This window comes from Paenibacillus amylolyticus (assembly GCF_047302515.1).
In the GTDB taxonomy this organism is placed as follows: Bacteria; Bacillota; Bacilli; order Paenibacillales; family Paenibacillaceae; genus Paenibacillus; species Paenibacillus amylolyticus_G.
This window is the reverse complement of sequence record NZ_CP168019.1, coordinates 5,956,767-5,975,025: the sequence shown is the minus strand read 5'-3', so window position 1 is coordinate 5,975,025 and position 18,259 is coordinate 5,956,767. Positions and strand designations below refer to the sequence as shown.

Annotated in this window: 18 protein-coding genes and 1 tRNA gene; 1 reads left to right on the top strand and 18 read right to left on the bottom strand. The window is 44.4% G+C overall.

Features of this window, described 5'->3' with window-relative positions; all coding sequences use genetic code 11:
- The 17 genes from rplI to rpsF form a co-directional block, all read right to left on the bottom strand.
- A complete protein-coding gene (gene rplI, locus ACDJ59_RS26245; RefSeq protein ID WP_036611925.1) occupies positions 1–444 on the bottom strand; it encodes a 50S ribosomal protein L9 in 444 nt (147 codons plus the stop codon).
- Positions 441–2,432 (bottom strand): DHH family phosphoesterase, encoded by a 1,992-nt coding sequence (locus tag ACDJ59_RS26240; RefSeq protein ID WP_036611927.1) that lies wholly within the window; start codon positions 2,430–2,432, stop codon positions 441–443. Before ACDJ59_RS26240 ends, rplI begins: the two co-directional genes overlap by 4 nt.
- 11 nt (positions 2,433–2,443) lie before the next feature.
- Positions 2,444–3,364, bottom strand: a complete 921-nt coding sequence (locus tag ACDJ59_RS26235; protein WP_243391271.1) for a DUF2232 domain-containing protein — start codon at positions 3,362–3,364, stop codon at positions 2,444–2,446.
- Positions 3,361–3,663, bottom strand: coding sequence for a MazG-like family protein (locus ACDJ59_RS26230; protein WP_017691445.1), 303 nt, complete (start codon positions 3,661–3,663; stop codon positions 3,361–3,363). Before ACDJ59_RS26230 ends, ACDJ59_RS26235 begins: the two co-directional genes overlap by 4 nt.
- Positions 3,664–3,928: 265 nt before the next feature.
- Positions 3,929–4,354 carry a CBS domain-containing protein gene (locus ACDJ59_RS26225; RefSeq protein WP_091035263.1) on the bottom strand — a complete coding sequence of 142 codons (426 nt, stop codon included), beginning with the start codon at positions 4,352–4,354 and terminating at the stop codon, positions 3,929–3,931.
- Between the two features lie 184 nt (positions 4,355–4,538).
- The gene (locus ACDJ59_RS26220; protein WP_036671869.1) at positions 4,539–5,573 is read right to left on the bottom strand and encodes an LCP family protein; all 1,035 of its coding nucleotides are present in this window, start codon (positions 5,571–5,573) and stop codon (positions 4,539–4,541) included.
- Between the two features lie 240 nt (positions 5,574–5,813).
- Complete coding sequence (locus ACDJ59_RS26215; RefSeq protein WP_413406674.1) at positions 5,814–7,403, bottom strand: MFS transporter; 1,590 nt, start codon at positions 7,401–7,403, stop codon at positions 5,814–5,816.
- A 336-nt stretch (positions 7,404–7,739) separates the two neighbouring features.
- A complete protein-coding gene (locus ACDJ59_RS26210) occupies positions 7,740–8,630 on the bottom strand; it encodes a D-alanyl-D-alanine carboxypeptidase family protein (protein WP_413406673.1) in 891 nt (296 codons plus the stop codon).
- A 254-nt stretch (positions 8,631–8,884) separates the two neighbouring features.
- A complete protein-coding gene (locus ACDJ59_RS26205) occupies positions 8,885–10,711 on the bottom strand; it encodes an oligopeptide ABC transporter substrate-binding protein (protein ID WP_413406672.1) in 1,827 nt (608 codons plus the stop codon).
- An 18-nt stretch (positions 10,712–10,729) separates the two neighbouring features.
- Positions 10,730–11,635, bottom strand: a complete 906-nt coding sequence (locus tag ACDJ59_RS26200; protein ID WP_036611941.1) for an ABC transporter permease — start codon at positions 11,633–11,635, stop codon at positions 10,730–10,732.
- A gap of 29 nt (positions 11,636–11,664) precedes the next feature.
- Positions 11,665–12,627 (bottom strand): oligopeptide ABC transporter permease, encoded by a 963-nt coding sequence (opp4B, locus tag ACDJ59_RS26195; protein ID WP_036611942.1) that lies wholly within the window; start codon positions 12,625–12,627, stop codon positions 11,665–11,667.
- A gap of 7 nt (positions 12,628–12,634) precedes the next feature.
- Entirely contained in the window at positions 12,635–13,567 is a 933-nt protein-coding gene (locus ACDJ59_RS26190) for an ABC transporter ATP-binding protein (protein ID WP_047841027.1), read from the bottom strand.
- Positions 13,568–13,581: 14 nt separating this feature from the next.
- Positions 13,582–14,571 (bottom strand): ABC transporter ATP-binding protein, encoded by a 990-nt coding sequence (locus ACDJ59_RS26185; RefSeq protein WP_074096664.1) that lies wholly within the window; start codon positions 14,569–14,571, stop codon positions 13,582–13,584.
- A 725-nt stretch (positions 14,572–15,296) separates the two neighbouring features.
- Positions 15,297–15,890 (bottom strand): M15 family metallopeptidase, encoded by a 594-nt coding sequence (locus tag ACDJ59_RS26180; RefSeq protein ID WP_413406671.1) that lies wholly within the window; start codon positions 15,888–15,890, stop codon positions 15,297–15,299.
- Positions 15,891–16,118: 228 nt separating this feature from the next.
- Positions 16,119–16,391 (bottom strand): 30S ribosomal protein S18, encoded by a 273-nt coding sequence (rpsR, locus tag ACDJ59_RS26175; RefSeq protein WP_017691433.1) that lies wholly within the window; start codon positions 16,389–16,391, stop codon positions 16,119–16,121.
- Between the two features lie 56 nt (positions 16,392–16,447).
- A complete protein-coding gene (gene ssb / locus ACDJ59_RS26170) occupies positions 16,448–16,933 on the bottom strand; it encodes a single-stranded DNA-binding protein (RefSeq protein WP_017691432.1) in 486 nt (161 codons plus the stop codon).
- Between the two features lie 48 nt (positions 16,934–16,981).
- Entirely contained in the window at positions 16,982–17,275 is a 294-nt protein-coding gene (gene rpsF / locus ACDJ59_RS26165; protein WP_036611944.1) for a 30S ribosomal protein S6, read from the bottom strand.
- Positions 17,276–17,477: 202 nt separating this feature from the next.
- Here rpsF and ACDJ59_RS26160 point away from each other — a divergent pair, with 202 nt between their 5' ends.
- Positions 17,478–17,672, top strand: coding sequence for a YjzC family protein (locus ACDJ59_RS26160; protein WP_036671877.1), 195 nt, complete (start codon positions 17,478–17,480; stop codon positions 17,670–17,672).
- A gap of 436 nt (positions 17,673–18,108) precedes the next feature.
- Here the strand turns inward: ACDJ59_RS26160 and ACDJ59_RS26155 are convergent.
- Positions 18,109–18,199 (bottom strand) — tRNA-Ser (locus ACDJ59_RS26155).
- Positions 18,200–18,259: the final 60 nt, after the last annotated feature.

The window sequence follows — 18,259 nt, the reverse complement described above, 5'->3', positions numbered from 1 at the left end:
TTACTCTTCCGTTACCTGTACCTTCAAGGTTGCCTTCACTTCAGGGTGAACCTTGACAGTTACTTGTGTTACGCCGAGTGTACGAATAGGCTCGTCCAGCTCAATTTTGCGTTTGTCTACTTTCAGACCCTTTTTAGACAAAGCTTCTGCGATCTGTTTGCTGGTAATGGCACCAAACAGACGACCACCTTCGCCGGACTTGGCTTTCAGTTCAGTCACTTCTGCTTCAAGCTTTTTCGCAAGTGCTTCCGCTTCCGCTTTCTCTTCCTGTTTGAGTCTTTCTTCAGCCGCCTTCTGGTTGTCCAGTGTCTTCATGTTGCCGTCCGTTGCCAGACGTGCGATTCCCCGTGGCAATAGGAAGTTCTGTGCGTAACCCTCAGATACTTCTTTCACTTGCCCTTTCTTGCCTTGACCCTTCATATCTTTTATAAAAATGACTTTCATTCGAACAGCCCCTCTTCCTTTTCGATTTCAGCCAGTACGTTCGTCAGCCGTTTTTCTGCCTCTCCAAGCGTTCCTTCAAGCTGCACGGCAGCATTCGTCAAATGTCCGCCACCGCCCAGTCGTTCCATGACAACCTGAACATTCATGCGCCCCAGCGATCTCGCGCTAATGCCAATCAGTCCATCCGGACGCTCACTAATCACAAATGAAGCGACCACGTCGGTCATGTTCAACAATGTGTCCGCCACCTGGGCGATCATCATCTGTGAAATCTTGCTGCCAGGGTCCGTGACCGCCAGCGCAATGTTTCCATATACCATTTTAGCATGCTTTATGATTTCTGCCTTAGCAATATATTCTGACAGATCCTCTTTCATCAACCGCTGGATCATAATGGTGTCCGCACCGCTACGGCGCAAGAAGCCTGCCGCTTCGAACGTTCTGGACCCCGTGTGCAGTGCAAAATGCTTCGTATCCACCGTAATCCCGGCAAGTAGAGCCGTAGCTTCTAGCGGAGTGAATTGTACCTTATCATGAATGTATTGCAATAGTTCGGTTACCAATTCGGCAGCAGAGGACGCATAAGGCTCCAGATAGATCAACACTGCGTCATTGATGAACTCTTCGCCCCGACGATGGTGATCCACAACGACGACACGGGTAGCAGACTGTACCAGTTTTGGCTCCATGGTCATGGAGGCCTTATGCGTATCCACCACCACCAGCAACGTATGCTCGGTCATCATCTGGGTTGCCTGTTCCGGTGATACAAATGCTTTGGACAACTTCTCGTCCTTGTTCACTTGCTCCATCATGCGTTCAATCGATGGATTAATTCCATCCAGAACAATTCGGGCTTCCACATTGTACAGACTGGCCGCTTTCCACACTCCGATGGATGCGCCGATCGCGTCCATATCCGGAATTTTGTGCCCCATGATGAGCACCCGATCGCTCTCCTGCATCAGATCACGCAGCGCGTGCGCAATAACGCGGGCTCTTACCCGTGTCCGTTTCTCCACTGCATTAGACTTACCGCCATAGAAAGACAGGCGTTGTCCGGACTTCACGGCAGCCTGATCACCACCACGTCCAAGTGCCATGTCCAGACTGGACTGTGCCAGTTCTCCCATCTCGCTGATGCTATCCGATCCAAACGCCAGTCCAACACTGAGTGTCATTGGCACTTTGAGGTCAGCAGTCATCTCCCGAACTTCATCCAAAATGACAAATCGGCTCTGCTCCAGTTCCTGCAAAGACTTATGATTCAGCATCAACAGATAACGATCAGAAGACAGACGGCGCAGGTACACTTCGTACCGCTTGGCCCAAGACGTAATTTCGCTGGTCACTCGGGCAATCAGTGCTGTACGCTGTTGATCGTCCATGCCTTGGGCAGCCTCGTCCAGATTATCCAGAACGAGAATTCCCAATGCAAGGCGTTCATTTTCATATTTATCACGAAGAATGGCTAACTCCGTAATCTCGTATACATATACATACCGCTCCTGCGGGTTATGAATAACTCCATAATGCCGATCATCCAACTGGAATTCGTCATGGAACTCCTTGGATGAATGTTCCTTCGTCCCATCCTTCTTCTCTTTAGGCTGAGGAAGTTTGGGAAACAAATTAAGTAGCGGATTACCCACCATTGTCTTCTCCTGGAACATCTCCGCGACAAAGCGGTTATGCCACTCTACCGTACGATCTTCGCTGTACAGCACAATTCCGAATGGAAGCATGCTGACCGCTTCCCCCTCCATCCGTTTGATCCGAATAGATAGGCCATTAATGTAGTCGTTAAGCTCACGGCGGAACGCGAGCTCCGCCTTAATCATGACGATTCCCAGCGCCGAAGCCAGTATCAGACTAATCAAACCAAGCGTCCAGTTATAAATGGTAACGAACATAACGAGCAACAGCAGCAGTATGAACGCCCATACGGTATAGTAGCCGTGCCAGCGTTTCTTCAGAAATTTAGGCATGACTCATCACCCTATCGTTTTGATTTCGATATTGCCTCACGAAGCGGGAACGCCAGATCGATAATTCCGATAATTCGAAGCGGACCAATGAAGAAGACCGCAGCCGCCAGGAAATATGGTATAACCGGATTCCATTTCTTTGTATGTGAGAGAAAGAAGAAGAAACCGATCGCTTGAATCATGAAGCCCAGATTGATTAACGGCGACAGATTCATGGCAATCATGGTCCAGTATGTTCCATCACTTTGTCTGGAGATCACTTCGATCAATAGTGCAAGGAAATAATACCAGATCAACGCACGCGGCATACGCCACTCTCTCGCTGGTGGAAGCTTCGATACCACCACACCCATCACATTCAGAATCGGACGAGCAATGGCGTGTGTAATGAAGGCCATTACCATCGATGTGACAACGAGAGCAAACGGAATCATAAGCTGTGTTTGTTTGGCAACATCCTCTGTCATCTCAGGTGTCCATGCAAAACCGTTGATCATCTGATTCGATGTATTGGTTAACGGTTCGATGGTCAATTTGACCACATCTTCAATATAACTGGACAGGTCGAATTGGAAAATGACACTGCCGACCAAGAGCAACAACAAGTATTCTGCCAACATCATGCCACTTCCCGCCATCAGGGCGAACAGGGCCGATTTGCGTGTTTTATACGCGTGACCCATAACGATTGCAGGCAGGGTAAAGATGAGCAATAGTAACAGATAGATGGGGTGGAATACGACCAAAATAACGGCTACGGGCACGAGATGCCATATAAATGATTTTAAAGATAATGAAGCATACAAAATAACTCCCGGAATCATCATAAAAAATATGGCAAGTACCGATAAAGGAGTTAACAGCGAAAGTAGCAAGAGCAGATAGACTGCGCTCCAAACAGCTGATTTAAAGCTAAATTTCAACAAATTCACCTCTTACGCATATGATCTTCTAGCGCGGAAATATCCTGGTACCAGTCTTCAAGCTGGTGACCTTCCTGTTTATGCTTTTTCAACTTCTCAACTAGCAGTGCATCCAGATCCTTGAAAGGAATACCGAGCCTGCGGCCCAATATGTAACTACTCATAATCAAACTGGCAAGACTGTCCCCGATTCGAGTTGTACTGCCTTCCCATAACGCCTTGAATAATCGGGATACCTGATCAAGCACTTCGGTTTTCAGCCATTCAATCACTTTAGCGCGTTTGGCTACATCCAGTTCTTTAGGCATATTGGCGAAAGTCACTCTCCCCCGAAAAAGCTTTATTCTCGATTATAGCATAAAAAGAGGGCCCGCAAAATTACCCCAAAAAACGGAGAAGTTCTCCGAAACTGATGTCAGGTACTTATGCGGAGTCCTCCGTACATCCTATCGACCTATATATTTGTAAAAAACTTCGAATGCGCCCCTGATTCAGGACTTCTTAAGTTTAACATGATACCGGACGGCTGTGATTATCCCTAATGACACAATAATGTTTAAATTCGTAACAGCTTTACTTAGCCTTGATCGATTCTTTGGCTACAATGCCCTCGCAGTACTCAATTATCTGACTCCGTCTGACAATACCAATGAACCGATCCATATCATCGACCACAGGAACAAAGTTCTGAACTTTAGCCAGATTAATCAGGTCCTCCATGTTGGCGTCAATGGATACGGGTTTAATATCCAAGCGAAGTGGAACGTCCTTGAGCAAGAACTTTGAAGCGTTTTCAAATGAAATCTTTCCCTCGGCATTCTTCATATACCACAGTAAGTCGCCTTCGGTAACCGTACCAATATATTTGCCCTCTTTATTCAAAATGGGTACCGCCGTAAAGCGATGATATTCCATCCGTTCCAACGTTTGCCGCAGCGTAGAATCCGACGTCACGCACGTAACCTCTTGTTTGGGTAGCAAAAAAAATGCGATGTTCATACCCTTGTGTATCCTCCTTGTGAATTTCTTCGTTCAACTTATCTCGCTCAACTTATATTATACGGATCAGAACGCAGGATGTTCCAAAAGGATAATAGTTCTCAATACAAAGAAAAAAAACAGCAGCCCGCGAATAAACGTACTGCTGATTGTGGTCTAAAACACATCATTGGTATGGAATTGGTTATTCAATCTTTTGCCGGTCAGGGATCATTACTTCACCGGCTGGGGTCGATTGATCCATCCAGTTGTTAATCAGCTCTTTGGCATATTGGACATCTTTCTCGTCAGCCTGACCATAATAGATACCGTCTTTTTTCATCCCCTCACCCAGGATGGTGAAGCTTGAAATCTGCGGTTTCTCCTGAGTAAGCACTTGTTTAGCCAGATCAATAATGAAAGAAGCTCGCATATCCGTCTGGAAGCTGTCTCCCATGATCTGAATCAATTCCGGAATTTTGGCGATTTGATTCAAATTCAGCATCTCATTCGCCATCGCGTTCAGGAAAATCTGCTGCCGCTTGGTACGATTAAAATCGCTATCCTCACGGTATCTTACATAATACAGTGCTTCCTGCCCGTCATAGATCGGCTTACCACCTTCAATCGTGAATTGCACATGATCCGGATTCTTGTTCACAATGTCCTCATCGATTGGCAGTTTTACACCACCAAGCGCATCAACCACTTTTTTGATTCCGTCGAAGTTGATCGTTGCATAATAACCCACATCAGCATCAAGGAATTTCTCCACGGTATTGATGGACATATTCTCCCCACCAAAAGCATAGGCATGCGCCAGCTTATCATAATCATCTTCGCCGTCCTTGTTGGCATCCCGTCCTACAATCTGCACATACGTATCACGTGGAATGGATACCAACAGCACACGGGATTCCTTCGGACGTACTACAGCATAGATGACGGTATCCGAACGTCCACGCGTTTTCTCATAGGCGCGTTTGTCCGAACCGAGCAGTAATACGGAGAAAGGTTCCTTACGGTATACCGTCGGATCAGGCGTGTTGTTGCCTTCCTGCGGTACATAAGAACGGGATAACTGATCTTCTACCGAACCGGCGAGAAACAGATCAAATGCCGCTACAGCCAGTTGCTGACGGAACAAATAACCTCCAATTAACAAAACAACAAGTGAAACGAGCGTTATATATAGGCCTTTTCTTCTTTTCTTCTTCTTATCTTTAGTTCTGCTTTTCATCCATTGATTCCTTCTTCACTGTCAAAATGATAATCCATAATACCAATTAAACGTCTGGGATGCCTTGTGACTCGGTGTTCTCTGAAGTTTTCTCTCTCTGGAATCAAGACACCGCTTACGCTCGTTCTATTGTAATCATTGCGAGAGCAAGAAAAGTTACAATCCGGTTAAATTGAAAAGAACAGCGACTCCTTTTTAGCTACAAAAGGTACACTGTTCTCTTCATTTTCACACGCAATCCTATCCGTTTGTGGATACACTTTCCACATGTTGGCTCTTCTCTTTTTGACGCAGACGTCCCGTTATAAGCGCAGCTACCAGCGTAAGCACACTGAATACCACCGCAGACCAGAAAAGGCCATTATAACCCTGCCCTGTCGTTTGATGCACTGCCTGGAGCAACACATCACGGATGCCTTCATCAGGAATCTGGGACAGGCCCTCTGTCAGACTGGATACATCACTCCCTGATGCCCCACCCGAGGCATATTGTTCCAGCATCTCCGGCGGCACCTGAATTCCTTTGTCAGCGAATCCTGCCTGAATGTTGGACCCCAGATTAATGAAAGAACGTGCCAGGAATCCGGCGAAAATCGTAGGTGCAATAGCCATCGCCATCTGGCGGAATAACGAGCTGGTCGCTACCGCGATGCCTTTGTTGTTCTCCCCCGCCTGTTCTGTGACAAGTACGTTAACTGGCGCACCAAGCATCATGCCGAAACCGATACCTACGAGTGTACTTGCGATGACAAATTGCCAGATATGCTCCACCCATAGCGGGAACAGCAGGAATCCAATCGCAGATAGCAGCCCCGCAACCGATAACGTCCAGATTGGCCCTTTGCGGTCAACGAGGTATCCACCTCCACCTGCACCGATGCCGGATGCCAGCGCGAGTGGAGTAAACCAGTACCCGGAAGCTGTATTGGATACGCCGAGATATTGTTCAACAAATCCGGGAATAAAGATCACCGAGGCCAGAATGGCTCCGGAGAAAAAGGCAATCAACAGCGTCCAGCGAAAGGACGCAATGCCCAGAAGCTGTGTCGATACAACAGGCTCACGTTCAGACCCCTCCAGCCTTTTTTCCATAAAGTAAAAGAGCACCAGAATGATTACACCTGCCAAGAAAAAGCCGTAGAACATCGGTGATCCCAGGCTTTGAAGCATGTTCACACCGTCCAGATTGCTGAAGCTATACATTAAACTGAGTACACCCAACGTCAGGACAGCAATACCGCTCCAGTCCACTGCTGCACGACTCAGTTCCTGCTCTTCCTGAATAAATCGAATACCTGCAATGAACAGCAGTATGGCGATAGGTACATTGATCAGGAATAACCAATGCCAGTTGCCAGTCAGATCCAGTATAAAAGCACCAACATTGGGTCCCAAAATAGCGGCAACACCATTCATCCCTCCGAGCAGACCCAAAGCTGTACCCTGACGCTCCGCCGGGAACTTGCTTAATACGTATGAGCTGGCAATGATAAAAATCCCACCACCGCCCAAAGCTTGAATGACACGAGCAATCAGGAAAAAGGTAAACGATGTGCTCAGCGCGACGAGCAGGGACCCGATCCCAAACAGCGCCACTTCAATCAAAAATAGTTTCTTGCGACCATAACGGTCCGACAGTTTGCCCGCAATAGGTACACTCACCGCAAGCCCAAGCGTGTAAAGCGTAATCGTCCATGCTCCCCATGTTGGCGACACACCAAATGATGCATTTAAGGTGGTCAGTGAAGAGGTGATGATCCCATTATCCAGCGCCGCCATAAATACCCCTATGGCAAACAGGATTAGCGGCCATTTCATTTGTTTTTGCATCACATGTTACCTCCTGATCAGATCGTAAATTTAGTATCGTACAGTTGGTTTGATACATATATATTAAACTGAATTGAATAATAATGACTCACTGGTCATTTTAAAACAAAAGAAATCCATATGTCAATTTAATAATATGGATATATGGCTCAATTTACCTCTGATCCGATAAAATAGAGCTACCACATGTTCAGTCGAACCTGCGGACAGCCCTCATATCTTAGCTAACGTACTAACGCTTGCGTAATGCTTCAATAATCTGGTCTGACTCGGTTTGTTTGACACGTGGATCAATGGCGCCTGAAGGTATCCTTGATGATGCCTATGTACGCCCTTTTATTTTGAGCCCGAAAACCCATAGTTGAACAACTTCCTAGTTTCCACAAAACGCCCTTCGCGAGTATCTGTTCCAAATACAACTGATATCAGCCTTTTGCCATCACGTTCAGCTGTCCCCACAAAATGATATCCGGAATCTTCATCATACCCGGTCTTTAATCCGTCATTCCCATCGTAAGCATACGGCCCACCAATAGAGGACAACATCCAGTTCGTGTTACTCATGTACATCCCTTTTTGGTGCATTGATACTTGCATTTGACTGGAAATTCTTAAAATCTCGGGATGGTTATTCAGCAGATATCGCGCAAGCTTGCATGCATCTATAGCCGTCATTAAGGTCTGCCCTTGTATATCCATCGGACGGTTAGGACCAAGCAGCTTTTCACTGAGGCCCGTTGAATTCGTGAATTGTGTATCCTCAGACAGCCCAATCTGAGTTGCTTTCTGATTCATCTGTTGCACAAAATTTTGCTCTGTACCACTAATATGTTCTGCAAGAGCAACCGCTGCATCATTTGCTGAATAGACAGCTACCACCTGAAACAACTCCTGAACGGTGAATTGCTCTCCCTGTTTCAAGGTCAATTGACTGCCCCCCACCGAGCTGGCATACAGACTCACATTAACAAGATCGTTCCAACCTATATCACCATTGATCACGGCCTCCATTACTAACAGTTCTGTCATCAACTTACTGACGCCTGCGGGAGCAATCTCTTCGGAGCCGTTAAAATCCATTAAGATCTGTTCAGAGTTCATATCCATTAATACCGCAGATTCAGCTTTAATTCCCGGTTTGCCTACCAGCATGTCCGGTTTCACACCCAAATATATAATAAGCAAGAGAGCCAGCAGCATACCTGCCCGTTTCCACCATTTTTTCATAAGATGATCACCTCTTACCTATATAGACGAAGTAAACAGGCAGTTTGTCTGCACTTTTTTGAAAAAAAGTTAAATTTTTTTTATTTTTTGGTTACAAAAAAAACATGAACCCCCTACACCCATGCCAGAGTGTACAGAATCCATGTTTTTAAAGACACTTATTATTCATTTTCCCAGGAGAATTCTTCATTAATAATCTAACAACCGACTTCTTAAAGGACCCCAATCCTTACAGCTGCTAATTTAAGAATGTATTACTCAGCTACAACTGCTTTGTCTGCATTAACTTGCAGGTCGCTCAGGTAAACGCCTGTTCCATCACCAATCGCATAGTTCATTACACGTTTGTTAACTGGCGCTACAACTGCACGATACAGTGTAGGGAATACAGGAACTTCATCTACCATGTATTGTTGCCATTGATTGTAGATCTCTTTACGCTTGTCTACATCGAATGCTTCAGCAGAGATACCTTGTGCCAGCAATTTGTCATTCTCTTCGCTGGAGAATCTGGAGAAGTTGTAGAGTGCATCGCGGCCATACAGACCAGATGGATCTACGTCAATACCAACGCCCCATGCGGCTTGATACACATCAATGTTTGGATCATCTTTACCTGTGTTACCTACACGGTCATAGAAGCTGTTGAACTCAACCATTTCCAGGTTTACTTTCAAACCAATAGCTGCCCATGATTGAACATAATAACGAGCCAATGGTTCAGCTGTGTCGCCACCAGTCATGGATACAAAGTTGATTTCGAGTGGTGTTCCATCCGGATTCGTACGGAATTCACCATCCAGTTTATAACCAGCTTCGTCGAGCAATGCTTTTGCTGCTTCTGGATCATATGTTACACCCGGATTGTTGGAATCATGGAATTCTGGGTGAGACGGTGGAATCAAGGTTGTTGCGTTCCAACGCAGGCCATTATAGAAACGTTTACCAACTTGATCGTTATCTACAGCCATCCACATTGCTTTACGTAATTTTTTATCGCCCATTTTTGCTTCTGCATTGCTTACAACTTTTCCGTTCTCTTCATCCCACGTACCCAGTTTGAAACCGATGTACGTATAAGCACGATCGATTGCGCCCAGGAATTCTACATTGGATAGGTTAGCATTATCTTTGTATTGATCTGTCGGGAATGCATCCACGAGGTCTACTCCGCCAGATTTCAGTTCTTGAACAACCGTTGTCGGGTTGATAACTTTCAGAGTCACTTTGTCCAGTTTCGGAGCCCCACGCCAGTAGTCTTCGTTTTTAACATAAGTTACAGACTCACCTGGAGTGATAACATCCACTTTAAATGGACCAAAACCAATTGGTTTTTCACGCACTTCTTTGGAAGAAGACATTTTTGCTACATCCATATCACCGAAGATATGTTTAGCCAGTGGATACGTCCATACGCCACCTGTCAGCAGGGACGGAGTAGATTCTTTATACGTAATGCTGATTTGTTTGTCGCTCAGCACTTTAATACCAGAGATTGTTTTTGCTTTTCCAGCATGGAATTCTTCCATACCTACTATGCTAGTAAAGTTGGAGTCATAACGTGGACCATCATACGCTTTGTTACCAATAACTTCATAAGCAAATTGCAGATCTTCAGCCGTTACCGGCTTGCCATCATGCCAGTTTACGTTGTCACGAATGGTCAGTGTGAACGTTTTGCCATCTTCAGAAGTTTCATACGTTGCTGCACCATCATTGGTGTACACATAGTCTTTGTCCCATGTAAGTAATGGCTCATCGAACCATTGCAGTACCTGAACATCCGGGTTACCGGAATAGAAGTTGTAGTTCAGTGTACCTTCAAAAGCAGTATCCGATACAAGTCCGAATGTAATCGATCCACCCTCGATCGCAGTACCCTCATTCGTTTTGACATTGTTGAAGTCTTCAATGGAGTAAACGCCCTCTTCATTAGCAGGTTTTTCCTCCGTTTTTCCCTCTTCTGTGTTGGAAGCTGGAGCTGGAGTAGCTGCTTCTTTCTCAGAGCACGCCGCGAGCACCAATACAAAGACCAACATCATCGTGAAAAATAGTCCCCGTGAAAATAATCCCTTTTTCATGAACCTTTCCTCCCTTTTTTAACCTCTTCTTTGTCTTGCATCAGTCGCACGCTTTAGGGCTTGACCGACATTATTTATACTCAACATCAATACCAGAATCAGTACCGATGCGGGTAGCCATATCCACCATCTGGATTCCAGGGTTTGCGGATTACGTGCATAACTTACGAGTGTTCCAAGACTAGGTGTACTTTCGGGAAAACCAAATCCCAGGAAAGATAACCCTGATTCGAGGCCAATGTTGGCAGCGAGATTCAATGTCATCGTTACGATGATAATGGAACTCAGATTCGGAAGAACCTGTGAGAGCATAATCTTCAGATGAGAAGAGCCCAATGTTTTTGAAGCTTTTACATAATCCAGTTCCCGTTCCTGTAATGCTTTGGAGCGAATCAATCTGGCGATACCCATCCAGAGAAATGCCGTCATGATTAGAGAGAACGAGATGATATTGTATTTCGGTACTGCCGTAACAAACGCGATAACAATCATCAACATTGGAAGGATCATGAAGAAATCAACAACACGCATAAACAGGTTGTCTATCATTCCACCGAAATAACCGGATAAAAGGCCAATTAAGATACCTATGAAGCCAGTCATTAACGTTACGATAATTCCAATGGTCAGGGAGTTACGTGTACCGATGACCAGTTGGCCAAATACATCACGACCTCCATAGTCCGTTCCAAGCCAATATTTCGCGGATGGTGGTTCATATAAGGCAAACAGATCCACGCGTACGATATCATCCTGATTCAGAATGAGAGACGTGCCATATACCAGCAACATGACCAAGCCCAAGAAAATGAGCGAGATTAGTGCCACCTTATCTCTGACAAGCTCCCTCCATAAAATACTCAAGCTGGAGGGGCTTTTATCAACCTTTTGTGAAGTTACAACTACCTCGTTGGCCTTGCTCATCTTGTTTTCACCCCGAAATCTTCAAGTTCTTACTTGATCCGTATACGTGGATCTACAATTCCTAGAATTATGTCAGACAGCAATGCCCCGAGAATGGAAGCTACGCCATACAACAATACGAGTGCAGTCACAACGCTGAAGTCACGCAATGAGATGGAACTCAGGAACAACTGCCCCATACCTGGATAACTGAATATACTTTCGATGAATACCGTACCTCCGATAAGTCCTGTGATCTCATATCCAAAGAACGCGGCGATAGGTAATAGTGAATTCCTCAAGATATGCCTGTTGTAGATCCGGGATTCCGAGGCACCTTTGGCTCTGGCAGTAATAACGAATTCCTTATGCTTGATATCAATGATTTCACTACGTAAATATTGAACCGTAGATACCGTTGTAATCAGTGCCATGGATAGTGCCGGCAATAATAGATGATAGAACTTACTCATTACGTAGCTGAATGTTCCTGGTGTAAGTCCTGGCGCAACGCTACCTCCTGTCGGGAACCAGCCGAAGTGGAATCCGAAGATCCATACCATAACCAGTGCGAAGATGAACAATGGTGCGGCAAACCCCAGATAGGTGTATCCCGTGATCAACCGATCAGACCAGGTATCGTTGTAACGACCACTGATGATACCCAGTGGAATAGCGATCAGGTAAGTCAGTACAAGTGTCGCCAGTGCGAGCCAGAATGTGTTTGCTACACGCTGACCGATCAGGTCCGTAACCGGCATTTTGAAACGGAAGGATTGTCCAAAATCACCTTGAATGGCGTTCTTGATCCAGTCCCAATACTGCACGTACCAGGGATTATTCAATCCTAGTCTCTCTCGCTGCGCTTCCAATGCTTTGGGATCAACGCTTGGATCAAGCAATCCGGTTAGTGCATCGCCCGGCATGGCCTTGGCCATCAGAAAGACCAAAAGACTAAGTAAAAAGATCTGAGGGATCATTATGATAATTCTGCGTACTATCGTTTTCCACATATGGCCTTCAACCTTTCTGAGGTAGAGCTACTCGGTGAGTATCGGAAATGGATTTGAGCGAGTATGCAAGCCCTTCCTCATCAAAGAAATTTCGGTATGAATGTTCATACTCGGATTTGACCTGTTGACGGAAGGCTACCATTTCCTCTCGTTTGGTTGGGTCCATATCCGGAATGGCTGCAATGAGACGTTTGGTATAGATGTGTTGTGGATTCTCAAAAATATCATTTGTTGTGCCCTGTTCCACATATCGACCTTTATACATAATTCCAATCTGATCACACATATGACGGATGATGCCCAGATCGTGACTGATGAACAGATAGGTCAGATTTAATTCTTTTTGAATTTCCTGCATGAAGTTGAGTACCTGAGCCTGTACCGATACATCGAGTGCAGATACAGGTTCATCCGCGATAATTAGCTTCGGCTTCAGTGCAATAGCCCGTGCAATGCCAATCCGTTGACGCTGTCCGCCGGAGAATTCATGCGGATATTTGTAGATTGATTCCGGACTCAGGCCAACCTTTTCAAGTAATTCTCTTACTTGTCTTTTCTCCTCGGTAGCTGTCAGACGCTCATAGTTACGAAACGGCTCAGCGATAATATCGATAACCCGCTTCTTTGGATTCAGTGATGAATAAGGGTCTTGAAAAATCATTTGTACATCCCGCTGAAGCTGCCTGTTCTTACGTCGCTCCGTAGCCAGATTTTTGCCGTTAAACAGAATCTTGCCGTCAGTGACATGGTTTAGCCCAATAATGGCTCTGCCTGTTGTTGTCTTACCTGAACCTGATTCGCCAACCAGACCATAGGTCTGTCCTTCTTCAATGGAGAAGCTAACATCATCAACAGCCTTTACACTGCCAATTTCCCGTTTAAGCAATCCACCGCGAATCGGAAAGTGTATCTTGAGCCCTTCTACTTCGAGTAATGCCATTATGTTATTCCTCCTCAGCTTTGGTCAGGGAAATGAAAGTGCTGGTAACAGGTACACCTTACAAAGTGACCTGGTGCAATTTCATGCATCTGCGGGTTCTCTTCATGAGCCGATTCACTAATCCATGGAATTCGGGCTTTGAATCTGCACCCTTTGCGAGGAAGATTTTTGAGTGATGGTACGATGCCTTGGATGACATGTAATTTGGATCTTTCTTCAGACAGTGTGGGAATAGAGTTCAACAGTGAGCGGGTATATGGATGCTTCGCATCGTTCATCAATGTGAAGATATCTGCGACTTCAACAATTTCGCCTGCATACATAACTGCAACGCGATCAGCCATCTCAGCTACGACACCCAGATCATGTGTAATCAGAATAATACCTGCGTTAATTTCATTCTTCAGATCACGGATTAGCTCCAGAATCTGTAGTTGAATCGTAACGTCAAGCGCCGTCGTTGGTTCATCGGCTATGAGTAGTTCCGGTTTGTTGGCAATCGCAATGGCAATAACAATTCTCTGTCTCATACCACCAGATAGTTCGTGGGGATACTGCTTGTATATTTGTTCGGGACGTGGAATCCCTACCTGATTCAATAAGTGAATGACCTTTTCTCTCTTCTCTCTGGAAGACAGCTTGGACTGATGAAGTGTGAGAATCTCTTCAATCTGTTCACCAATAATCATTAGAGGATTTAGTGCGGACAATGGGTCCTGAAAAATCATGCCCATTTCTTTGCCGCGTAGTTTGTTTAATTTGCTTGGGGAGATGTTGGCAATATCTTGTCCTTTATAGAGAATCTGGCCTTCGATCTTTGCTTTGTTATGCAAACCCATAAGAGAGAATGCAAAAGCACTTTTACCTGACCCGGATTCACCTACAATCGCCAACACTTCATTTTTCTTCACCGTAAGGTTAACGTGATCCACTGCTGCATAATAGTCATCTTCAATTCTGAATGATGTTGTTAGATTTCTGACTTCCAATAGCTCTGTATTCAAATCAATCACCCTAACCCCATAATTTCCGTAGATTGTATTCGTGTGTAGAAATGCATCCACTGTATATTTCCAAGTTCTTGAAGATAACGAACAATAGCTTATACAAAATACCAAATTGTTAGGAGAAACAAGTTTAAGAGACTTATATTTAGACCATTGGTCAATTAATGTTGATAATTCCTAGCGGAATTATATATCAAAATAATTAATGTAATCATACGTGTAATTTTAGCTAACGTCAATGCTTATTTTGAGATTTTTGGTATAAATGTTTTTTATACTACAGATTTGGATATTAGTAATACTATAAAGGCATATAGAAGGGAATTTGAGAGGTGTTATCTTGTTTTTGACTGTGAGGTATACATAGGCAATTAGTCAAAATAACATATACATAACATAGTAGTAACATCAGTTATATGTGTATGCTTTGATTTAAGTAGACATTCTTAATTTTGCGTGAGGTAAATGTTATATATATGCGTGATGATTATATCTCGATTTATAGCTGAATTTTATTGAACCGGAGCCGTTATGCTTACAATTGAAATAATATGTGCGATCAGAGTAAAAAATCTAGTTAATCTAGTATAGTTTTATTTATTTGCTAATGTAAAGACCAAATTGTCATCTTTTATCATTTATTTTACAAAAGAAAGAAAAAAGCCCTGCAAAATGCAGAGCTTATCTAATAATTATTCATTTAAATGTATATATAACACCTTTTACTGAGAGTCAGGAGGTCTTTTACCACGTTTTAACTCATTAATACTCAAATCAAAATCCATCTGCAAGTGAGGATAATCAGGGAAGTTTGCCCAGTCTCCACCCCAAGTGAAACCTAACTCTTTGGCGAGATCCACAACTTCCATCCAGTCTGCCTTGCCATTGCCGTTATCATCACGTTCCATATCCCACACCACATCACCCTCAGGCGTCCTCAATGCAAAATCAATTGCTAATCCGTAGTTATGATATGACTCACCACCACGCGCATTAGTAACGATATTGCCTGCACTTGAGCGTCCTTGATTGAATAGTGCATCTTGCTCCTCGGAACTTCGGTAACCATGGGTGATAACAATCTCTATTCCACGTCTCGTTGCCTTACGTACCAATAACTCTTCATTTTCTGCCACTACAGGGTGTAGACCTGTAATTGGTACAGCATCTTGGATCGGTGTCCCGGGCCACATATTATCTATATCACCTTTTTGCTGTAACCACACATATATAATGGAAAGTAAAAGAGTAGCTATAATCCAGGTTTTTAGACTTCTCTTTTTTCTCTGTTTGCCTTTACGTTTTGATGTATTCATATCCACTCCTGGTGTTTATTCTGAAATAAACAGCTATTCTTGCTGTCTGAACCTTTTCAGTAGATTAGACTCTATTATAATTCATTTGAGCCTTGAATGCTTCTATCACCACAGTATTGGATTGTTCCATTTGTTTGAGTGGATCTGTTATTTCTAATAATTCTATTGATATATACAAAAAAGCAGCCGGCTATAAGCCGACTGCTTCGTATGCAAGCTGAGTAATAACTACTCAGTTGTGTATGGCAATAATGCGATTTGACGGGAGCGTTTGATTGCAATCGTCAGCATGCGTTGATATTTAGCGCTAGTACCTGTTACACGGCGTGGCAAAATTTTTCCACGTTCGCTGATAAATTTACGAAGCAAGTCCGTATCTTTATAATCGATGTGAGTAATTTTGTTAGCTGTGAAGAAGCACACTTTACGACGTTTATTACGGCCGCCACGACGTGCCGGTCTTTTATCGTTGTCTCCGCCTTCTCTTTGCTTGAAGCCCATGCTTTTCAGTCCTTTCCTATCATGTAACCCATATCTCCTAAGAGTATCAGTTCATGTTAAAATGGCAAATCATCATCCGATATATCAATCGGTTTTCCGTCATCGGAAAAAGGATCCTGATTGTTGCTACGCGAATTATTGTTATTGTTCGCGCGTCCGCCGCCTCCATAAGAAGGCTCTTCACGCATTGGTTGCCCACCGCCGCCACCGCTATTATCACGGTTAGCTGACTCCAAGAAACGGACATTATCGGCAATGACTTCGGTCACGTATACACGTTTTCCTTCGTTATTCTCGTAGTTCCGTACTTGAATGCGTCCTTCGACTGCAGCCAGGCGTCCTTTGCGCAAGTAGTTCGCACAGGTCTCGGCAAGCTGTCTCCAGGTTACGACCGGAATGAAATCGGCTTCCTTTTCTCCCCCTTGGCTTGTAAACGGTCTGTCCACTGCCAAAGTAAATTGCGTAACTGCCACTCCTGCTGGAGTGTAACGCAACTCAGGATCCCGGGTTAACCGTCCGATCAGAATGACACGGTTCAACAATGTAATCCCCTCCTTCAGAGCGTATTGGTGCGTTAATCACGAGTAGTCTTAAGCAGACTTAACGTCGTTGGTAATGAGATAACGAATTACTTCGTCAGAAATCTTCATGAGACGCTCAAGTTCAGTTACAACTGCTGGTTCAGCAGTGAAATGTACCAGAACATAAAAACCATCACGGAATTTCTTAATCTCATACGCAAGACGGCGTTTACCCATAACGTCGTGAGCTGTAACTTCACCACCGCCGTTGGAGATGATGCCTTGGAATTTATCGACTGTAGCTTGAACAACTTCTTGCTCAATGTCAGGACGAATAATGTACATCACTTCATATTTGCGCATAATTTTCACCTCCTTATGGACTCTGGCCCTCAATCTAGGTTGAGAGCAAGGAACGAGCACAAACTCGAACTATATTAATATAACAAATACCGAGTCAAAGTGCAAGCAAACGTTCCCTGTACATATTGGCACATGATCAGCCCGGCTATGGAGCACACTACAGAAGCAACAAAGTAACATAATCTGCAGAGGAGGTTTTATCATGGGTGAAAAAACCGAGTTTGAACCAGGAGACAAAGCCCCAAACGATGGAGAGTACACGGAAGTTGGGGAAAAAAGCTTTGTCACGGAAATTCAGAACCCAAAGCGGGTAACGCTGCAAAAAGGTGAAGCTTTTCCCGAAACAAGCAATCATAATCGCAAGTGGAAGAAGCTGACCAAAGCCCGCGTCCATTAATCGCAATACTTTTTTACGATCCATGTATATAAAACGGAATAAAGCACATAATACAATCAGGCGGTGCACGAGAGAGGTGTGGTTCCGTTGGACAACGAAGCCGATCATTCGCTGTTGGAGATTCATCACGTAATTAAAGAAGCAAGTGGTTATGTGTAGTAAGGCCCTTCGTCTGAAGCACGCGTATTGCTACGTGCAGTACACCAAGTGTCTGATTGTTACGACCGATTGTTTCCTAACAAACAAATGCACCGCCGGATAAAGAGCCCTTCGGGGCTCTTTGTTTTTCGTTCGAGTCATTAATGATGCATCTGATATGGATACATTTCAATACATATTCAATAAAACGTTATACCAAAAAAGACTTTCCTAATGGAAAGTCTTCTTAGTCTGTTTTTATTAAACTCAATGTGTATTGAGTAAGTTTCAATTGAAGTGGCGGAAAGGGTGGGATTCGAACCCACGCACGCTGTGACACGCCTAACTGATTTCGAGTCAGCCCCCTTGGGCCTCTTGGGTACCTTTCCGCAGCAATATTGATTATAGCATGATCATTTACAGAACGCAACACTCCTACGGAGCCTGCA